This window comes from Gordonia aichiensis NBRC 108223, from assembly GCF_000332975.1.
Classification (GTDB): Bacteria; Actinomycetota; Actinomycetes; order Mycobacteriales; family Mycobacteriaceae; genus Gordonia; species Gordonia aichiensis.
Map to the genome: position 1 here is coordinate 15,040 of NZ_BANR01000018.1, position 15,962 is coordinate 31,001.

14 protein-coding genes are annotated in these 15,962 nt (G+C 65.7%); 5 read left to right on the top strand and 9 right to left on the bottom strand.

Annotated features, from left to right (window positions below; genetic code table 11):
- Nucleotides 1-136 precede the first annotated feature (136 nt).
- Nucleotides 137-895, top strand: coding sequence for a ferritin-like domain-containing protein (locus GOACH_RS16035; protein WP_005176887.1), 759 nt, complete (start codon nt 137-139; stop codon nt 893-895).
- A gap of 5 nt (nt 896-900) precedes the next feature.
- On the opposite strand, the gene thiD is transcribed toward GOACH_RS16035, so the two are convergent.
- Nucleotides 901-1,713, bottom strand: coding sequence for a bifunctional hydroxymethylpyrimidine kinase/phosphomethylpyrimidine kinase (thiD, locus tag GOACH_RS16040; protein WP_005176888.1), 813 nt, complete (start codon nt 1,711-1,713; stop codon nt 901-903).
- 72 nt (nt 1,714-1,785) lie between these two features.
- The gene (locus tag GOACH_RS16045) at nt 1,786-3,159 is read right to left on the bottom strand and encodes an NADP-dependent succinic semialdehyde dehydrogenase (protein ID WP_005176889.1); all 1,374 of its coding nucleotides are present in this window, start codon (nt 3,157-3,159) and stop codon (nt 1,786-1,788) included.
- A gap of 104 nt (nt 3,160-3,263) precedes the next feature.
- Between GOACH_RS16045 and GOACH_RS16050 the strand changes: the two genes are divergently transcribed.
- On the top strand, nt 3,264-3,686 hold the full coding sequence (locus GOACH_RS16050) for a nitroreductase family deazaflavin-dependent oxidoreductase (protein ID WP_007236568.1): 423 nt from the start codon (nt 3,264-3,266) through the stop codon (nt 3,684-3,686).
- A 113-nt stretch (nt 3,687-3,799) separates the two neighbouring features.
- Nucleotides 3,800-4,297, top strand: coding sequence for a flavin reductase family protein (locus GOACH_RS16055; protein WP_052004038.1), 498 nt, complete (start codon nt 3,800-3,802; stop codon nt 4,295-4,297).
- A gap of 11 nt (nt 4,298-4,308) precedes the next feature.
- On the opposite strand, the gene GOACH_RS16060 is transcribed toward GOACH_RS16055, so the two are convergent.
- The 3 genes from GOACH_RS16060 to GOACH_RS16070 form a co-directional block, all read right to left on the bottom strand.
- Nucleotides 4,309-4,545 carry a hypothetical protein gene (locus tag GOACH_RS16060; RefSeq protein ID WP_005176893.1) on the bottom strand — a complete coding sequence of 79 codons (237 nt, stop codon included), beginning with the start codon at nt 4,543-4,545 and terminating at the stop codon, nt 4,309-4,311.
- A gap of 134 nt (nt 4,546-4,679) precedes the next feature.
- Nucleotides 4,680-5,534: a sigma-70 family RNA polymerase sigma factor gene (locus tag GOACH_RS16065; protein ID WP_005176895.1), complete on the bottom strand. Its 855-nt coding sequence runs from the start codon at nt 5,532-5,534 to the stop codon at nt 4,680-4,682.
- 110 nt (nt 5,535-5,644) lie between these two features.
- Nucleotides 5,645-6,721, bottom strand: a complete 1,077-nt coding sequence (locus GOACH_RS16070) for a threonine aldolase family protein (protein ID WP_005176897.1) — start codon at nt 6,719-6,721, stop codon at nt 5,645-5,647.
- A gap of 142 nt (nt 6,722-6,863) precedes the next feature.
- On the opposite strand from GOACH_RS16070, the gene GOACH_RS16075 reads away from it, so the two are divergent.
- Entirely contained in the window at nt 6,864-7,691 is an 828-nt protein-coding gene (locus GOACH_RS16075) for an aldo/keto reductase (RefSeq protein WP_052004039.1), read from the top strand.
- Between the two features lie 10 nt (nt 7,692-7,701).
- Here the strand turns inward: GOACH_RS16075 and GOACH_RS16080 are convergent, their stop codons facing one another.
- Genes GOACH_RS16080 through GOACH_RS16090 form a run of 3 tightly spaced genes read right to left on the bottom strand, consistent with a single transcriptional unit; the run spans nt 7,702 to nt 12,593 of the window.
- The gene (locus tag GOACH_RS16080) at nt 7,702-9,225 is read right to left on the bottom strand and encodes a pyridoxal phosphate-dependent decarboxylase family protein (RefSeq protein ID WP_005176901.1); all 1,524 of its coding nucleotides are present in this window, start codon (nt 9,223-9,225) and stop codon (nt 7,702-7,704) included.
- A gap of 19 nt (nt 9,226-9,244) precedes the next feature.
- Nucleotides 9,245-10,642, bottom strand: a complete 1,398-nt coding sequence (locus tag GOACH_RS16085) for an MFS transporter (protein WP_005176903.1) — start codon at nt 10,640-10,642, stop codon at nt 9,245-9,247.
- On the bottom strand, nt 10,635-12,593 hold the full coding sequence (locus GOACH_RS16090; protein WP_005176907.1) for an amidohydrolase family protein: 1,959 nt from the start codon (nt 12,591-12,593) through the stop codon (nt 10,635-10,637). Before GOACH_RS16090 ends, GOACH_RS16085 begins: the two co-directional genes overlap by 8 nt.
- Before the next feature lie 178 nt (nt 12,594-12,771).
- Between GOACH_RS16090 and GOACH_RS16095 the strand changes: the two genes are divergently transcribed.
- Complete coding sequence (locus GOACH_RS16095; RefSeq protein ID WP_040518994.1) at nt 12,772-13,791, top strand: LLM class flavin-dependent oxidoreductase; 1,020 nt, start codon at nt 12,772-12,774, stop codon at nt 13,789-13,791.
- Between the two features lie 80 nt (nt 13,792-13,871).
- On the opposite strand, the gene GOACH_RS16100 is transcribed toward GOACH_RS16095, so the two are convergent.
- Nucleotides 13,872-15,785: an acyl-CoA thioester hydrolase/BAAT C-terminal domain-containing protein gene (locus GOACH_RS16100; RefSeq protein WP_005176909.1), complete on the bottom strand. Its 1,914-nt coding sequence runs from the start codon at nt 15,783-15,785 to the stop codon at nt 13,872-13,874.
- Nucleotides 15,786-15,962 lie beyond the last annotated feature (177 nt).

Genomic DNA, 15,962 nt, shown 5'->3' on the forward strand with positions numbered 1-15,962 from the left:
TCATGTCCACAGACGCCCGCTGGGTCCAACCCTTGACTCGGGCGTCGGCCGCCCCTGCAGCCCCTCGTGCGCGCGCTCACCAGGCCGGCATCGTTTGCCCGAATGAGCATCGGACAGCAGTCGCTAGCCTGGCCGGATGAACCCGTCCCGATACTGGCGTAACGACTTCGACGATGCCATCCCGCGACGCGTGCGCGCAGGCGAACCCGACTGGGCGCGCGGTTCGAGACTGCCGCGCTCGGTGGTCAGGAGTCTGCAGAAGTTCCAGGTCGGGGAAAGTGGTGACGGTGCGCACCTGATTGCCAAAGCGGACTCGACCGGCGACAAGGACTACGCACACGCGGTGCGGCTGTTCGTCGCAGAAGAGCGCAATCACGCGCGAATGCTCGAGGAACTGCTCTGTGCCGCCGGCGCTGTTCCAATCAATCAGCACTGGTCGGATGCCGTGTTCGTACGACTCCGACGCTCGATGGGGCTGCGCATGGAGATCATGATCCTCGCGATCGCCGAGGTGATCGCGCTGCGCTACTACCGTGCGCTCGCGGAGGGTGACGACGCTCTTCTCACCGAGGTTGCCGAGCGGGTTCTCGCCGACGAGTTACGCCACGTGCCGTTTCAGTGCCATCGCCTGCGCGCGGGATTTGCGGGCACTCCAACGTGGCAGCGCGCCGGTATCGCTGTGGCCTGGCGTGGGCTGGCGCTGGCGGTTTCCGTGCTTGTCGCCGTCGACCACGGTGGTGCGCTCAGGGACCTGGGTGTCCGGAGATGGCGGTTCGTCGTCGAGACCCGGCGGTTGTTCGCCGACGCATCCGACGCGGCGTTCGGTCAGACCCGCGAACTCGCGGACGATGGCTTGCCGAGGTCCGGACAGCCCGCTGGGGTCCACGCGGGCTGAAGCGATCAGCCGTCGAGCGCGTCCACGAAGGCGCCTTGCCACACCGTGTCGAATGGTGTGTGCGCCGAGACGCGCCCGTTGATTCCTGCCGTGGTGAACTCTTTGGCGAATGCGACGGCATCACCGATCTCGGCGCCCTTCGCCAACTCGGCGGTGATTGCCGCGGCGAGTGTGCATCCGGCCCCCGAGACTCGCTCGGATCCGACCTTGGGTGCGGCGAGGACGGTCACGTCGGTGCCGTCGAAGAGCACATCGACGGCGTCGTCCCCGGGAAGTTCGACGCCGCCCTTGGCGACAACGTACTTCGGGCCGAGGTCTGCGATGCGGCGGGCGGCCTCTGCGAGATCGTCGACGCTGCTGATCTCGTCCATGCCGGAGAGGATCTGTGCCTCGAAGAGATTCGGTGTGACGACGGTCGCGAGCGGAATGATCTTCTCGCGCAACGCCGTATCGGTGTCGAGCGCGGCGCCCGGTTCCTGGCCCTTGCAGATGAGCACTGGGTCGACGACGACATGCCGCCACTGTCGCGCGGCAAGAGCGTCGGCGACGACGTCAATGGTTGCGGGAGTCCCGAGCATGCCGACCTTGACCACGTCGAGGTCGTGGGTCGCTGTGGCCGCCTCGATCTGATCGGCGATGACCTGCGGCTCGATCGGGACGAACCGGTGTGCCCACCCGTTCCCGGGGTCGAACGAGACGATGCACGTGATGGTGCCCACGCCGTAGACACCGAGTTCCTGGAAGGTTTTCAGATCGACCTGAAGACCTGCGCCGCCCGTCGCTTCCGAACCGGCAATGACATATGCGAAATCAACCACATCTCAAGCCTACGATCTCGCTGCGAGCCGATGTGGGTCGGTCAGGTGCCGCGGACCAGGCCCGTGCCGGAGTCAAGCGATCCAGACGGTCTTGATGTTGCAGAACTCGTGTATTCCGTGCGATGTCAGCTCGCGTCCGTAGCCCGAGCGCTTGATGCCGCCGAATCCGAGTTCGGGGTACGAGGTGGTCATGCCGTTGATGAACACCTGGCCCGACTCGATCCGATCGATGAACTGCTCCTGCTCGGCCGCATCTGTCGTCCACGCGTTGCCACCGAGACCGAACGTGGTGTCGTTGGCGATCGCGATGGCGTCGTCGATGTTCTCGACGCGGTACAACGCGGCCACAGGACCGAAGGCTTCGGCCGAGTAGATCTCCATCTCCTCGGTGATGTCGGCGAGGATCGTCGGCTCGTAGAACCAGCCGGGCCGGTCGACTCGGCTGCCGCCGATGAGGACCTTCGCACCCTTACCGACTGCATCGTCGACGAGTTCTTCGAGATCTGTTCGTCCCTGCTCGGTGGCGAGCGGCCCGACGTCGGTGGCCTCCTCGGTCGGATCCCCGACGACGAGGGAGCGGAATCCCGCGGTGAAGGCGTCGACGAACTCGTCGTAGGCGTCGGTGTGGACGATGAAACGCTTTGCGGCGATACAGGACTGGCCATTGTTCTGTACTCGCGCGGTCACAGCAGTCTTTGCGGCCCGCGGGATGTCGGCACTGGGCATCACGATGTAGGGGTCGCTCCCGCCGAGTTCGAGAACCGTGTGCTTGACCTCGTCACCCGCGATGGCGGCCACCGATCTGCCCGCGGGTTCACTGCCGGTGAGCGTCGCTGCGGCAACACGCGGGTCGCGCAGGATGGATTCGACCATGCTCGATCCGATCAGCAGCGTCTGGAAACAGCCCTCCGGGAATCCAGCACGCCGCAGCACGTCCTCGAGATACAGGGCGGACTGCGGAACGTTGGAGGCGTGCTTGAGGATGCCGACGTTGCCGGCCATGAGTGCGGGCGCGGCGAAGCGCACCGCCTGCCAGAGCGGAAAGTTCCATGGCATCACCGCCAGCACAACCCCGAGCGGTTGGTAGCGCATGTAGGCGCGACTGGCCCCCACCGCCTCGGCATCGGCCGGCTCGTCGGCCAGCATCTCGGCACCGTGATCGGCGTAGTAGCGAAATCCCTTCGCACACTTCAGTGTTTCGGCCTTCGCGGAGGCGAGTGTCTTTCCCATCTCCTCGGTCATCATGGCAGCCACGTCGTCGGCCTCGGCTTCGAGGAGGTCGGCGGTGGCGCGAAGCCATGTGGCCCGCTGCTCGAACGATGTGGTGCGGTAGTCCGCGAACCCGCGCACCGCGCGGTCGAGCGCTTCGTCGACTTGCGCCTCGGTGAGAGAGTCGAATTCCCGAACGGTTTGTCCGGTTGCAGGGTTGATGGTGGCAATGGCCATGTCACAGGTCCTTCCGCATGGGGTCCACTCTCATGCCTACCACTCGTGATCGAAACGTTGCGGTCGCGCGGAATCCGAATCGCGCCGCACGCGTTGTGCGAGCCATGAGTGAACAACCAGAACTGAGCCCCAGCGAGTGGGTACGCGACCAGACGAAGAAGATTCTCGAGCAGGGCACGACGGACGGCGTGCAGGTGGGTGATCGCCCTGTCGTGCTGTTCACCACCACCGGCGCCAAGTCGGGCAAGAAGCGCTACACGCCACTCATGCGGGTCGAGGAGAACGGCAAGTATGCGATGGTCGCATCCAAGGGCGGTGCTCCGGAGCATCCTGCCTGGTACTACAACGTGAAGGCACACCCGCAGGTCACAGCCCAGGATGGCGACAAGGTGTACGAACTCACCGCACGTGAGGTCGACGGCGACGAGCGCGCGCACTGGTGGGAACTTGCCGTCGCTGCGTTCCCGGATTACGCGGAGTATCAGACCAAGACCGATCGCCAGATCCCGGTGTTCGTGCTCGAGTAGCGCGATGCGGTGAGCGAAGCACGACGCGCAGCCTCGTACATCACTGCGTTGCACGGCGTGATCTCCGTCGCACCAATGGACTTCAAGCTTCCTTGAAGTCTTATGGTCGAGGCATGCAGCCAGTGTCCGACGTGGTGGACGCGCGCACCGCCTTCACCACCGCCTTCCGACTCCACCCCGCGGGGGTTGCCATCGTGGCTGCGGCCACACCCGAGGGGCCAGTGGGTTTGACGGTGTCAAGCCTTGCCTCCGTGGCGGTCGACCCGACCGCCGTCTCGTTCTCGGTCACCAGTTCACGGGGGAGCGCGGGGGCGGTGTTGGCTGCCGACAGCATCGCGATCAGCCTCCTCGACGCCCGCCACGTCGACGTCGCCCAGGCGTTCGCGCGGCCCGGTGCGCCTCGTTTCACTCCTGAGCAGGGCTGGACCCGATTCGACTCCGGTGAGCCGATCCTCGCTGACGCGCATGCGGCGCTGAGATGCGTGATCGATTCGACGCTCGCCGTCGGGTCGTCAACTCTGGTACTCGCCGAGGTGATCGAGACCCGGCTCAGGCCGGCGGCCGAGCCGATGGTGTACCGGGATCGCGTATTTCACAAGCTGCTGGGCTGATTCCGCGGTGATCAGTCCTCGGGTAGTCCGGCAAACGTCTGCTTGATGCCCGTGTACCAACCCAGTGACTGCCGCGGGTGGCGCCACCGGCGTTTCATCGCATCCCTCGCCTCCTGATGGCTGGCGTCGCCGAGCTTCTCGGCTTCCTTCAGGTGCTGATCCTGGGCCTTGATGACCTCGTCTGCGGTGGCACCGTGATGCGCCAGGTCGCAGGGTCCTCCGAGCTGGATGCAGGTCATGGTCTTCATCGAATTGCTCCTCGTTTTCGCGGCAGCGGCTCTCCGCCGCCGATTGCTGATGGGGTACACACTGTTGACGACGCGGCGACCGGAAACGTGACGCGGTTACCGAGCTCCTGGCGCATGAGGCGAAGTGCGTCGGGTCAGGTTCGGGGCGTGTCCCGGTCGCGTCGGTTAACCCGCGAGAGAAGGGCGGGGTCGGCCCGGAAGGTGATGCGGGCAACCTCACCGTCGACGAGTTCGAAATCGAACACAACAGCAGCGGCGCCGCGGTGGAACCACGCCGCTGCCGGGCGTTCGTCGACAAGGACCGGGAGTGCAGCGCTTGCGCTGCCGTTGAAGAACTCTGCGATGCTGCGACGGCCGTCGATCGCGACCGGTGTGCCGGCAGCTATCGCCTCATCGTCGGCCCGCACCTCGGCGTTTGGCGCCAACAACTCGAGCAGTCGCTCGAAATCACCGTCGCGGGCCGCGGCCATGAACGCGTCGACGACCTCCCAATCGGCGAGTGCATCGTCAGGGGCGGGTTGACGGACCTTGGCGCGTGCGCGCGACGCGAGTTTTCGTGCTGTGGTCGGCGTGACGTCGAGTGCTGACGCAATGGTCGAGAACTCGAAGCCGAAGGAATCGTGCATCACGAAAGCCACACGCTCGGCAGGGGACAGGCGGTCGAGCACCATGGTCAGCGCGAGTCCCACGGAATCGGCGAGCGCCACGGCGTCCGCCGGGTCCTGGTCGTCGGAGCGTTCGTCCACCGTCGGTTCCGCGGCTTCGGGAACCCGCGCGCGCAGCCGATCCAGGCACAGTCGGCTGGTCACTGTCGTCAGCCATGCGGGCAGGTTCTCGATGACGGCGTCCGTCGAGTTCATCCGCAACCACGCCTGCTGCACCAGGTCGTGTGCCTCGGTGTCGTCGCCGAGTACGCGTGCCGCCAATCGCACCAGTCGCGATCGTTCACGTTCGAACTCGATGGTGAGGTCGGGGTCTCTCTCGTCCATGCCGCTTCTCTTTTCGTATCTGTTCACACATCATCGACGCGGTAGCAGGCACGGTTGTGACAGGTAGGTTGACCGGTGTATCGGGCGGGAAGCGGCCTCTCACGGTGCGCTCACCGCTGCGCGAATCCCCAGCGGATCGCCTCCACGAATCGATCGACGTCGTCGACGGTGGTGTCCCAGGCGGTCATCCAGCGCACTTCGCCCGCGCTTCGGTCCCAGTCGTAGAAGTGCACTGTCTCGCGGATGCGGTCGGCGATCTCGATGGGCAGGCGCGCGAAGACGGTGTTGGATTCGGTCTTCTGGGTCAACGAGAGCCCGGGAAGCGCACCGTCATCGATCCCCTTCTCCAGCGCAGTGCGTAGCCGCGTGGCCATGGCGTTGGAGTGGGTCGCATTCCGGATGCCGAGGTCGTCGTCGAACAGGGCGAGCAGCTGGGCCGAGGTGAATCGCATCTTGCTTGACAGTTGCGTGGTCGACTTGCGGAGAAACCCGACTCCCGGCGCGCGCTCCGGGTTGATGACGACGACGGCCTCGGCGGCGAGAGTTCCGTTCTTCGTGCCGCCGAGGCTCACGATGTCGACGCCGACGTCGGTCAGGAACTCCCGAAAGGGTTGTCGGAGTGCGGCTGCCGCGTTCCAGAGTCGTGAGCCGTCGACGTGGACAGCCATCCCGAGGCGATGCGCCGTCTCGCATAGTTCAGCGATCTGCACCGCCGTATAGAGGGTGCCGAGTTCGGTCACCTGCGTGATGCTCATGGCGAGGGGTTGCGCGAGTTGCTCGTCGCCGAGGGCAAGCGCCTCCATCTCGATCTGTGCGGGAGTCACTTTGCCGTCGTCGGTGTCCACACCGATAACCTTGATGCCCGAAAGACGTTCGGGTGCAGCGCCTTCCGAGGTGTTGATATGCGCACTGAGCGGAGCAACGACCGCTCCCCATCGTGGGAGGACGGCCGACAGCGCGACCACGTTGGCGCCCGTGCCGTTGAACAGTGGATACACCTCGGCGGTGTCTCCGAAATGATCGCGGACCACGTCGCCGAGTCGTCGGGTGTAGTCATCTGCACCGTAGGGCGGCTGGTGTCCGCCGTTCGCTGTTGCCAGAGCGGCGAGGACGTCGGGGTGGATTCCGGCGTAGTTGTCGCTGGCGAAGGAACGCCGCGTGTCATCGTGCAACGAGGTGAGGGTCACGCCTCCCACGTTCCCACTGACACGTCGCCGACTCAATGCGCGCCACTCCCGCTGGACTGTGGTGGCGCATCGGCCGGTGTTTCGACACTCTGGAGTGTTGTCAGCGAAGTAGATTGCCACGACACGAGATGAGACGACATGCCTGACGTGTTCACCGCCGCCAACGGGTTCGAATTGCCGACGCGGTTTCGGAACGTTCAAGCTCAACGGTTCCGACGGCTCGGAGACCATCGCGCGTGCCATCGACACCGGCTACACCCTCGTCGACTCGGCCTTCAACTATGAGAACGAGGGAGCGGTGGGACGTGCGGTCCGCCGTGCATCGACGGATCGCGACAAGGTGATCGTGACATCGAAACTGCCCGGCCGCCATCACGCCTACGACGAGGCGCTGGCGACGATCGAGGAAAGTGTCTACCGCACCGGTCTCGATCATCTCGACCTCTATCTGATCCACTGGCCCAATCCGAAGGTCGACAAGTACGTCGAGGCGTGGACCGCGCTCATCGAAGCACGACGTCGAGGACTGGTCCGCGAGATCGGTGTGTGTAACTTCCTGCCTGAGCACCTCGATCGCCTGGAAGCCGAGACCTCCGTGGTGCCGGTTGTCAATCAGATCGAACTGCACCCCTACTTCCCGCAAGAAGAGACGCTCGCCTACGACCGCGCACACGGCATCATCACCGAAGCATGGAGTCCGCTGGGACGAGGTAACGACCTTCTGACGAACCCCGTCATCACCGGCATCGCCGAGCGTGTCGACGCCTCGCCAGGCCAGGTCGTGCTGGCGTGGCAGGTCGCACGGGGCGCGCTGCCTCTGCCCAAGGCCTCCTCGCTCGAGCGGCAGGTGGAAAATCTCACGGCGCCGTCGGTGACCTTATCCGAGGAGGACGTCGACGCGATCACGGCTCTCGGCCGCCCGGACGGACGTAACAACGATCAGGACCCCGCGACCTACGAGGAATTCTGATCCGCTCGAGCTACGGATTGCAGTACGCAGCAAGGAATTCGGCGAGCAGTCGTGCGGTGACCTCCCGTGGGAGCGACTCGACCGCCGCGATGATCGCGGGCATATCCAGATCCGCTCCGCCGCTGTGGCTATGTGGATCGATTCCGGCCGAGACCAAGACCTCCTCCGCTGCGGCGCTGGGTAACGCGAGCGCTTGCTCGACGGTTACCGCTCCGCTGTCGAACGCTGCTGCCAGCTCGCGCAGAGGTGTCGGTGCAGTCGGAGACGGTTGCCCGCGAACCTCGTCGGCAGCGGTGGTGAGTGTGTCGAGCAATTCGTCGAGCACCGAGGCGGTGACCGGTGTGACGGTCAGATGGGTGGTGGCGGGCAGTTCGGTGCCGTCTGGTTGCGTGAACGCCGGTTGTGCCTGGAGCGCAAAGCCCCGGTGGGTGACTGCTGCTCCCCACAGGTGGGTGTCGACGGGCTCGTCTGCGTCGGGATCTGTGCGCACCGCGAGCACCGGCCCCGACGGTGCGCCGACCACGCTCAGCCCGTCGATACCGTCGATGGCTGCCACGACGGCATCGAAGGCGTGACGAATCCGCGCGGTGAGTGCGGCGTAGCCGTCGGCACCCAGCGTCCGGCTGACTGCCCATGCCGACGCGAGTCCCGTGGTCGAGCGGGAGCCCAGCAGTGTCGGGTTCACAATCGGATAGCCGGGCCACTGCGTGATCGAGAAGAACTGGGCGCGGTGCCGCTCGCGGTCACGGTGCAGCAGAAGTGACGATCCCTTCGGTGCGTAGCCGTACTTGTGCAGGTCGGCCGACAAGCTGGTGACTCCGTCGACTCGGAAGTCCCACGGCGGCAGCCCGTCCCACCACGCCAGAGCGAAACCTCCGAGGCATGCGTCGACGTGCAACGCGAGATCGAGCGAGCTGGTGACCTCAGCGATCTCTGTGATCGGATCGAGCACTCCGGTCGGATAATTCGGTGCCGATGCGACGACGAGGATCGTGTCGTCGCGAATGGCGCCGGCGATGTCGTCGGCACGAACCGCGGTCGACGGCGTCGGTACGGGTACCCGGATCGCTTCGACGCCGAACAGCTCGGCGGCTTTGAGGAACGCCGCGTGCGCGGTCGTTGGCAGGACCATGGACGCCTGTCCGGGCGCCGCGCCTGCGTGGTCACGGGCGGTCTTCACCGCGAGCAGGCAACTCTCCGTCCCGCCGGACGTCACCGAACCGACGGCATCCGGAGCGTGAAAAACGCTGCGGCCGAATTCGATCAGGTCGCGTTCCATCGCGGCGACCGAGCCGAACACCGTCGGGTCGAGTCCGTTGACCGATTGGACCATCCGTGCCGCCGACGCCGCGACCTCATCGAGCACGGCGAGCCCCGAGTCGTAGACATAGGACAGTACGCGCCCACCGTGCGTCGGAGCATCCGCCGATCGGTACGCTGCCAGGACCTGCAGGGCTGCGTCTGCTCGCTCCGTCAGATGGTGGATATCCACGGGATCGGGTGTGCCGGGAGTGGGGGAGTCGGGCGGGGTCATCGGCGGCGGTCCTTACGGGTCACTGTGCGAGGTGTCTGGTTGCGGTCGGTCGACCCGGGACAAGCCCGGCGGTGGTGTGGTCGCGATAGTGGCGGAGGAGTAGCAGGCTGCATGCGACGAGGAGCGACGGGACCACCGAGAAGGCGAGCGCGATGGCGGTCAGCGCCGAATCCGGTTGCGCGACGGCGGCATCACCGCTCGACGACACGAACCCGCCGAATGCCAGGATCACCAGGAACACCCCGGGCCCCAGGGCAAGGCCGACGGTCTCGCACGCTGTCCACACGCCCGACATCGCTCCTCCCCGATCGTGGCCCGTCGAACGTCTATCGGTGTCGATGATGTCGGGGAGCATCGCCAGCGGGAACGCCTGCATCCCCGCGTATCCGATGCCGGCGACGGCCACGGACACGAGCATCCACCATCCCGGGGCCCAGACCGCGATCGACAACGATGCGGTCGCGGCGACGAACAACGCCGATGCCAGCACCAATCCGGTTACCTTTCCGAATCGGCGGCCCAGTCGGTACCACAGCGGCATCACGATCAGTGCCGGTCCGACCAGCGCGACGAACATGTATGTCAGCGCCGACGCATCGCCGAGCAGATAGGTCGCGACGTACTGTGCACCTCCGAGCATCACCGCGCTTGCGAGTGCCTGTACGACGAACAGCGCGACGAGGAGTCGGAAGTCGGGTACCTCGCTCAACGCGGTCAGCCCGTCACGCAGTCGGGCATGGCGGGGTTGCTGCGTCGAGATGTCCGTGGCCCCGCCACGCGGCGCGGCGCCGAACCCAGCGATGACCATCCCGGCGCAGAGGACAAGTGCCGCAACGACAGCCATCACCGCGTAGCCGAGGTGACCACCGCCCGCGGCGTCGCGGACCGCGGGTCCGCCCGCACCAACCAGAAGTATCGCGAGAGCCAGTACTGCAATCCGGGTGGTGATGAGTCGCGTTCGTTGGTGGTAATCGCGGGTGATCTCGGCGGGCAGGGCTATGTAGGGCACCTGGAAAAAGCCGTAGGCGATAGCGGCAAGTGAGAAGAACACGAACACCCACACCGCGGCGAGAGCAGGTGACGCGCCCGATGGCACGAGGAACATCAGGATGAACAACGGAACAAGGGCCAGGGCGCCGAACAACATGAACGCCCGTCTACTCCCGGTACGTATCGCGCGGGCGTCCGAGCGGGCTCCGATGAGCGGATTGACCAGCACGTCGATGATCTTCGGGGCGACCACGACAACCGAGGCCACCGTCGCCGCGACGGACAGGGTATCGGTCAGGTAGTACGCGAGTACCAGTCCTGGGAGCGTGCCGAATCCGCCGGTACCGACACTGCCTGCCGCGTACGACAGCAGCGTTCGCCGACCGATCGTGTCGGGGTCGGGTGCTGTGTTCGATCGGTCACTCACGGTAGGCCTCGATTCGTTCCCACATACGGGTATAGGCCTCGGCCGCGGCGAACAGATCTCCGACGACGCGCGGTCCGTCGACGGGTCCTGCCTGGACGCGCAGACTCTCGATCCAATCAGGGAGCAAACCGTAGTGGGCGGTGCCGTCGACATTCACGTCGAACACCCGCTGCCCGGAGACCTGCCTGCTGATCGCGGTGACCCCATCTGCGCCGCGGAACGGATACCGCACCGGATTGCGTGCCGCCGACGGTCGAGGGTGTGCCTGCGCACCGAGTCCGCCCATGTCCGGACCGAAGCCGACGCCGAAAAAGTGGTCAGGGCTGCGTTGCGCGCGGAGAACCCGCCACGCCGACAGGAAATCGGGTGGCAGATCGCCGTGGCGTCCCTTTTCGCCAGTCCTGGCCTCGGCAGGGGTTGCGAAGAGTCCGACGATCCCGCCCGCGTCGAGAATGCGTCGGTAGTTGTGCGGGTCGGTCCAAGTGTGCGACGAGATCACTCCCGGGTAGTCACGCCCGGCGACGATGTCGAGGACCGCTTCGGCGGATTTCGCGCTGAAGTGATCGATGTCAATCGCCATGTGGCGGTCGATGAGGCCGTCGACCGCGTAGGCGCCGAGGTCGGTGAGTCCGCGCACGTCGCACCGTCGATCCCGCGGATACCCGAGGACCGGATTGTCTTTCTCGGCGGTGCGGCACTTCTCGACCTGCCAGGGGTGACCGGTGGCGAGTTGCTCGCCGGTGTTGACCGCCGCTCCGGTGGCGCCCTGGTCAAAACGTGTCCCGCCGAGCGCGTTGTCGAACTTGTGGGTGAGGATCACCTGGCGTACGCCCATGGACTTCAGTTCGTCGAGTCCGCGGTCGATGTCTGCGCGTGAGCACAGTGCACGCCCGGAGACTTCACGGCATCCGAACGGTTCGGAGATCTCGATGCCGAGCGTGACGGCGACCTTGCCGTCGGCGATGACGCGTCTCGCATCAGCGGCCGACGACACAATCCGGAGAAAACCCTTTCCCGGGCCGCCGTTCTGGGCGTCGATGTAGTCGACGAGTTGGTGGAGCAGCGTGTGTTGGATACGTACTGATTCCATCTCGTCGCACGGCTGATCGCCGCGCCAGTACTTCTCGCACAGGACGCGGTTCTGCACGTAGTAGTTCTGGATCATGCGTAGACCTGATCGCCACGATCGTTCGATCCAGCGGTAGTAGGTCTGCTCGTGGGTCAGTGAGTCCCACCTCGGCCACTGCGAAAAGGTCGGCCAGCCGTCGGTTGCGTGCGGGCCGGGACGGGACAGCACCTGCTCGGACACCGCAGGAATGCCCTCGGGCTCGTGGTCGGGGCAGTCGCGGAGTGCGACGGTCACACCAAGCGGGTCGAACGGCTTGCCGCAGTGCAGCTCTCCGCCGAGAAACTGCTCGGAGAGCAGGTGCGCGTGGGAATCGACGAAACCGCGGAGGTTGCCGTGCGGATCGGTGCCGCGCATGACAGGCCCGGTCACGTCGATCTCGGGTTCGGGGAACGCCCGGCATCCTGTCGCGGGAGTGAGGCGGACGTTGTGCGCGCCGCCGCTGTCCGAGACCGCGGGTGTCAACGTGAAGTCACGCCCGCCACCGGTGACATTCCACTGCGCGCGTGGGCTGACAGCAGATACGAGTGTCGGTTTCGCTGCGGCTGCGGTGAGCAGACGACCGTCCCGTCCGTAGAAAAGGAAGTTGCCGAGTCCCGCGGCCTTGGCCGTGAACGGGGCCGATACCGCGCCTACCTCCTTGCCATTCGGGTCGACGAGCCGAACGCACCTGTTTGCCAGTGCGTAGACGTCGGTGGTGACTGCTGCTGAGCGGGCCGGGAGAAGGGCGGTCACTGCGCCGACTGCGAGGCAGCAGGTGAGGGCGATCGCCGTCGGTAGGAGGTGCAGCCGGTGGCGCAAACGGGGCGTCGCACATCTGGTCATTCCCGGCACCGTAACGGAGGGGAATTGTCCGCGCAGACTTTTCGCTACCGGTGAGCGAAAGTCGGCAATGGTCACGTCGTCGTGGCCAGACCTCGTTTCAGCGGCTACGTCCGAGGCCGCGCAGAGCGGACGGGCGGGGTATCACTGACACGAGATCAGAATCACGATGGGAGGCACGATGCCGCGCGAGGGTGAACCACTACGGAAGATGGGCTTTCTCACCATCGGTCGGTTCGACGAGGCCGATCCGAGGTCAGGCCATCTGGAGACATTGCGCACGATCGAGACGGCAGAGGAGCTAGGATTCGACAGCGTCTGGTTGCGGGATCGGCACCTGCAGTTCGGGATCTCGTCGCCGGTGGCGATGCTCGCAGCCGCGTCGATGCGGACGAGCCGGATCGAGCTCGGCACGGCGGTGATCCCGCTCGGTCTCGAGAACCCTTTTCGTCTCGCCGAAGACCTCGCCACCGTCGATCTGCTGTCTGGCGGACGCGTCAATCCGGGTGTGTCGGTAGGGACTCCGATGCGTTACGACGATTTCAAGACCTCTCTCTACCCGGATACCCACGAGCTCGAGGACTTCTCGAAGAACCGCGTGCTGCGACTGTTGTCCCATCTGCGCGGCGAGCCGGTCAGTTCGTTCGAGGGCACTGTCGGTATCGAGACGTTCTCACGCAAGGTCCAGCCTCAGTCGCAAGGACTGGCCGACCGCGTCTGGTACGGCGGCGGTCTCGAATCGGCGATATGGGCTGCGCGCAATGGCCTCAACTACCTCACCTCCTCGGTCGTCACCACCGAGGGCACGACGTCGCGCGATTTCGCGACGATCCAGGCCGAACACATCGACGCGTATCGCGCGAACCTCGCCGACCCGGCATCGGCGCGGGTGTCGCAGGGTCTCGTTGTCGTTCCGACGGACTCGGCCACGCCTGAGCAGGTACGCAAATACGAGGCGTACGCGGCGTCGCGGTTCGAGCGCACGCTCACTCCGCAGGGTCCGCGCGGGATGATGTTCTCGCCGGACTACGTCGGCAGCTCGGCACAACTCGCCGAAAAGCTGTTTTCCCACGCCGGATTTCAGCGAGCGAGCGAGGTCGCGTTCGCGTTGCCGTTCAGTTTCGACGCCGAGGACTACGAGCAGATCATCACCGACATGGCACAGCACCTCGGCCCTGCGCTCGGGTGGTCACCGCGCTGAGCGCGGGATGGTTGCCGCGCTGAGCGCGGGATGGTTGCCGCGCTGAGCGCGAGATGGTTGCCGCGCTGAGCGCGAGATGGTTACCGCGCTGAGTGCACGGCGTCGACGTTGCCCACCGAACCTAGGAACCCGACGATCTCGTCCGTCAGTGCCAGGCACGCCAGGCCGTGCTCGCGGGGCCGGCCGCCGAGGTCGATGCCGCCGACCACCTGAACTGTGGACGGATAGAGCCCCGGCCGGAGCAGGTGGCCTGCGCCGTCGTAGCGGATGTGTGTGTCCGATGCCGTCTGTCGGCGGGCGAGGAGGGCGTCGGCCATCTGCTCCGACGGCCAGAGGTGGTCGTCAGACCCGCTGACACACAGGATCGGGCAGGGGATGTTCTCCGAAGAGATGATCGCTCCGGTTGCGGTCTTGCTGCGTCCCAGCGCGTCGAGACCGGCACTGTAGGCGGGGGCCAGTCTCAGCAGCGTGGGCTCGTGTCGTGCGATGTCGCGGGAGAGATGCCATGCATTGCTGACCAATTGAGGCATGAGGGTTCCGCTGGGTAGCGGTGCGTACCGGCATGGCTGCCCGCGGTGGGTCCACGACGAGGTGTCGGGTATCTCGCCGCCGGCGCCGATGGCCTGCCAGGTCACCGAGCTTGGACTGACCAGGATCAATGCGCTGACCGGAAGGTCGGGCTCGCGCGCGAGAGTGGCCGCCACACCCTCGGAGCCGCGTGAAATGGCAAGTGCGACAACCTTGTTCGATTCAACCTCCGTTCGTGCCGCCAGCCACGAGATCGCGGTGGCGAAACGCTCGAGCGGGATGTTCGCGACGGGGACTGCTTCGGGGTCGGCGTCGAGCCAGTTGTACGCGAGGGCGACCAAGCCGCGCGACGCCAGCGCCGAGATGGCGGCACGCTGTGAGTCGTAGCCGCCTTCGGATCCACCGAAACAGACGACTGCCTGACGAGCGCGCCCGCCTACCGGTAGCGCGAGGAGGCCGGGACGTCCGTCGACGTCGACCTCGGTCACGTGCACGCCGGGGGCCGTCGCCGAGCGTAGCCGGGTGACCGCCGTCCGGTGCTGCTCGCCGTTCACTTCGATGCGCACCTGCCATGGTTCTGCCGGTGGTACGAACAGGTCGGCGCGATCGGGCTCACCCGTGAATGCCATGCCGCAGAGGATGTCGTCGACGGATTGTCCGGTGCCTGCCAGCCTGCCCTGCCAACGCCAGAGTCGTCCGTAGAGATCCTGACCGGAGACGGTGACGCCGAGCGTGGCGATACCGGGTGCGTCGACGCCGATGGAGAAGGGTTCGTCGTGGCGACTGGTCGACGGTGCGTGGACGACGACACGTGGATCCAGCTCGTCTGGGGGTGCTGTGGGCTGGGCGACCGGCTCGCCGGGGCGAGCGGAAGCCTGGCGCTTGTCGATTGCATCGGTGTGGGAGGAGAACCATGCCGGAAACACCCCGGAGACGGTCCCGGCGACGCCCATGATCGTGAACGGGATCACCCAGTAGCAGATGATCGACAACGTCGATGCGCCATCGTGGATGGTCGCGTCACCCTGCACGAGAGGTGGGATCAGTGACACCACGGTCATGATCGCGAACACGGCTAACCACATCCAGGTCATGGCGGCGGTGATCACGCGGAACCCGTCGCTGCGTGCGACGTCGTCGGTGACCGTCGCGCGTGCATATTCGCGGACGAAAGGCCGTCGGATCAGCATGCCGACGAGAACGATGAGGAAGATCGCAGCGTTTCCGAGCGGCTGCAGCCAGCGCTCCAGAAAGGAGTCGCTGACGGTGAAGGCCAGTATGGCGAAGACCGCGAACGCCACCACCGCCCCGATCTCCAGGGTGTGCCAGGGCTGTCGGCGGAGCCGCTGAACGACGACGGCCAGGACTGCCAGACACAGTGCGACGATCACCGCGACACGAAACGATGAGTTGCCGACCAGAATCCAGTAGATGATCCAGGGGGAGAAGCCGATCAGGAATCCCATGGCGCTCGATTCTCGGTAACGGTCTCGACGGTGGTGTCCCCGGCTCGAGATCTTCCACCACGGAATCTTACGGCGGCCGCAGTGACGCGGGACCAAAATCGATGCGCACGCACGACGGGATCGCCGACACACTCATCCACCGCACGGATCATTGTCAGCGAGCTTCGGTAGGGTGCT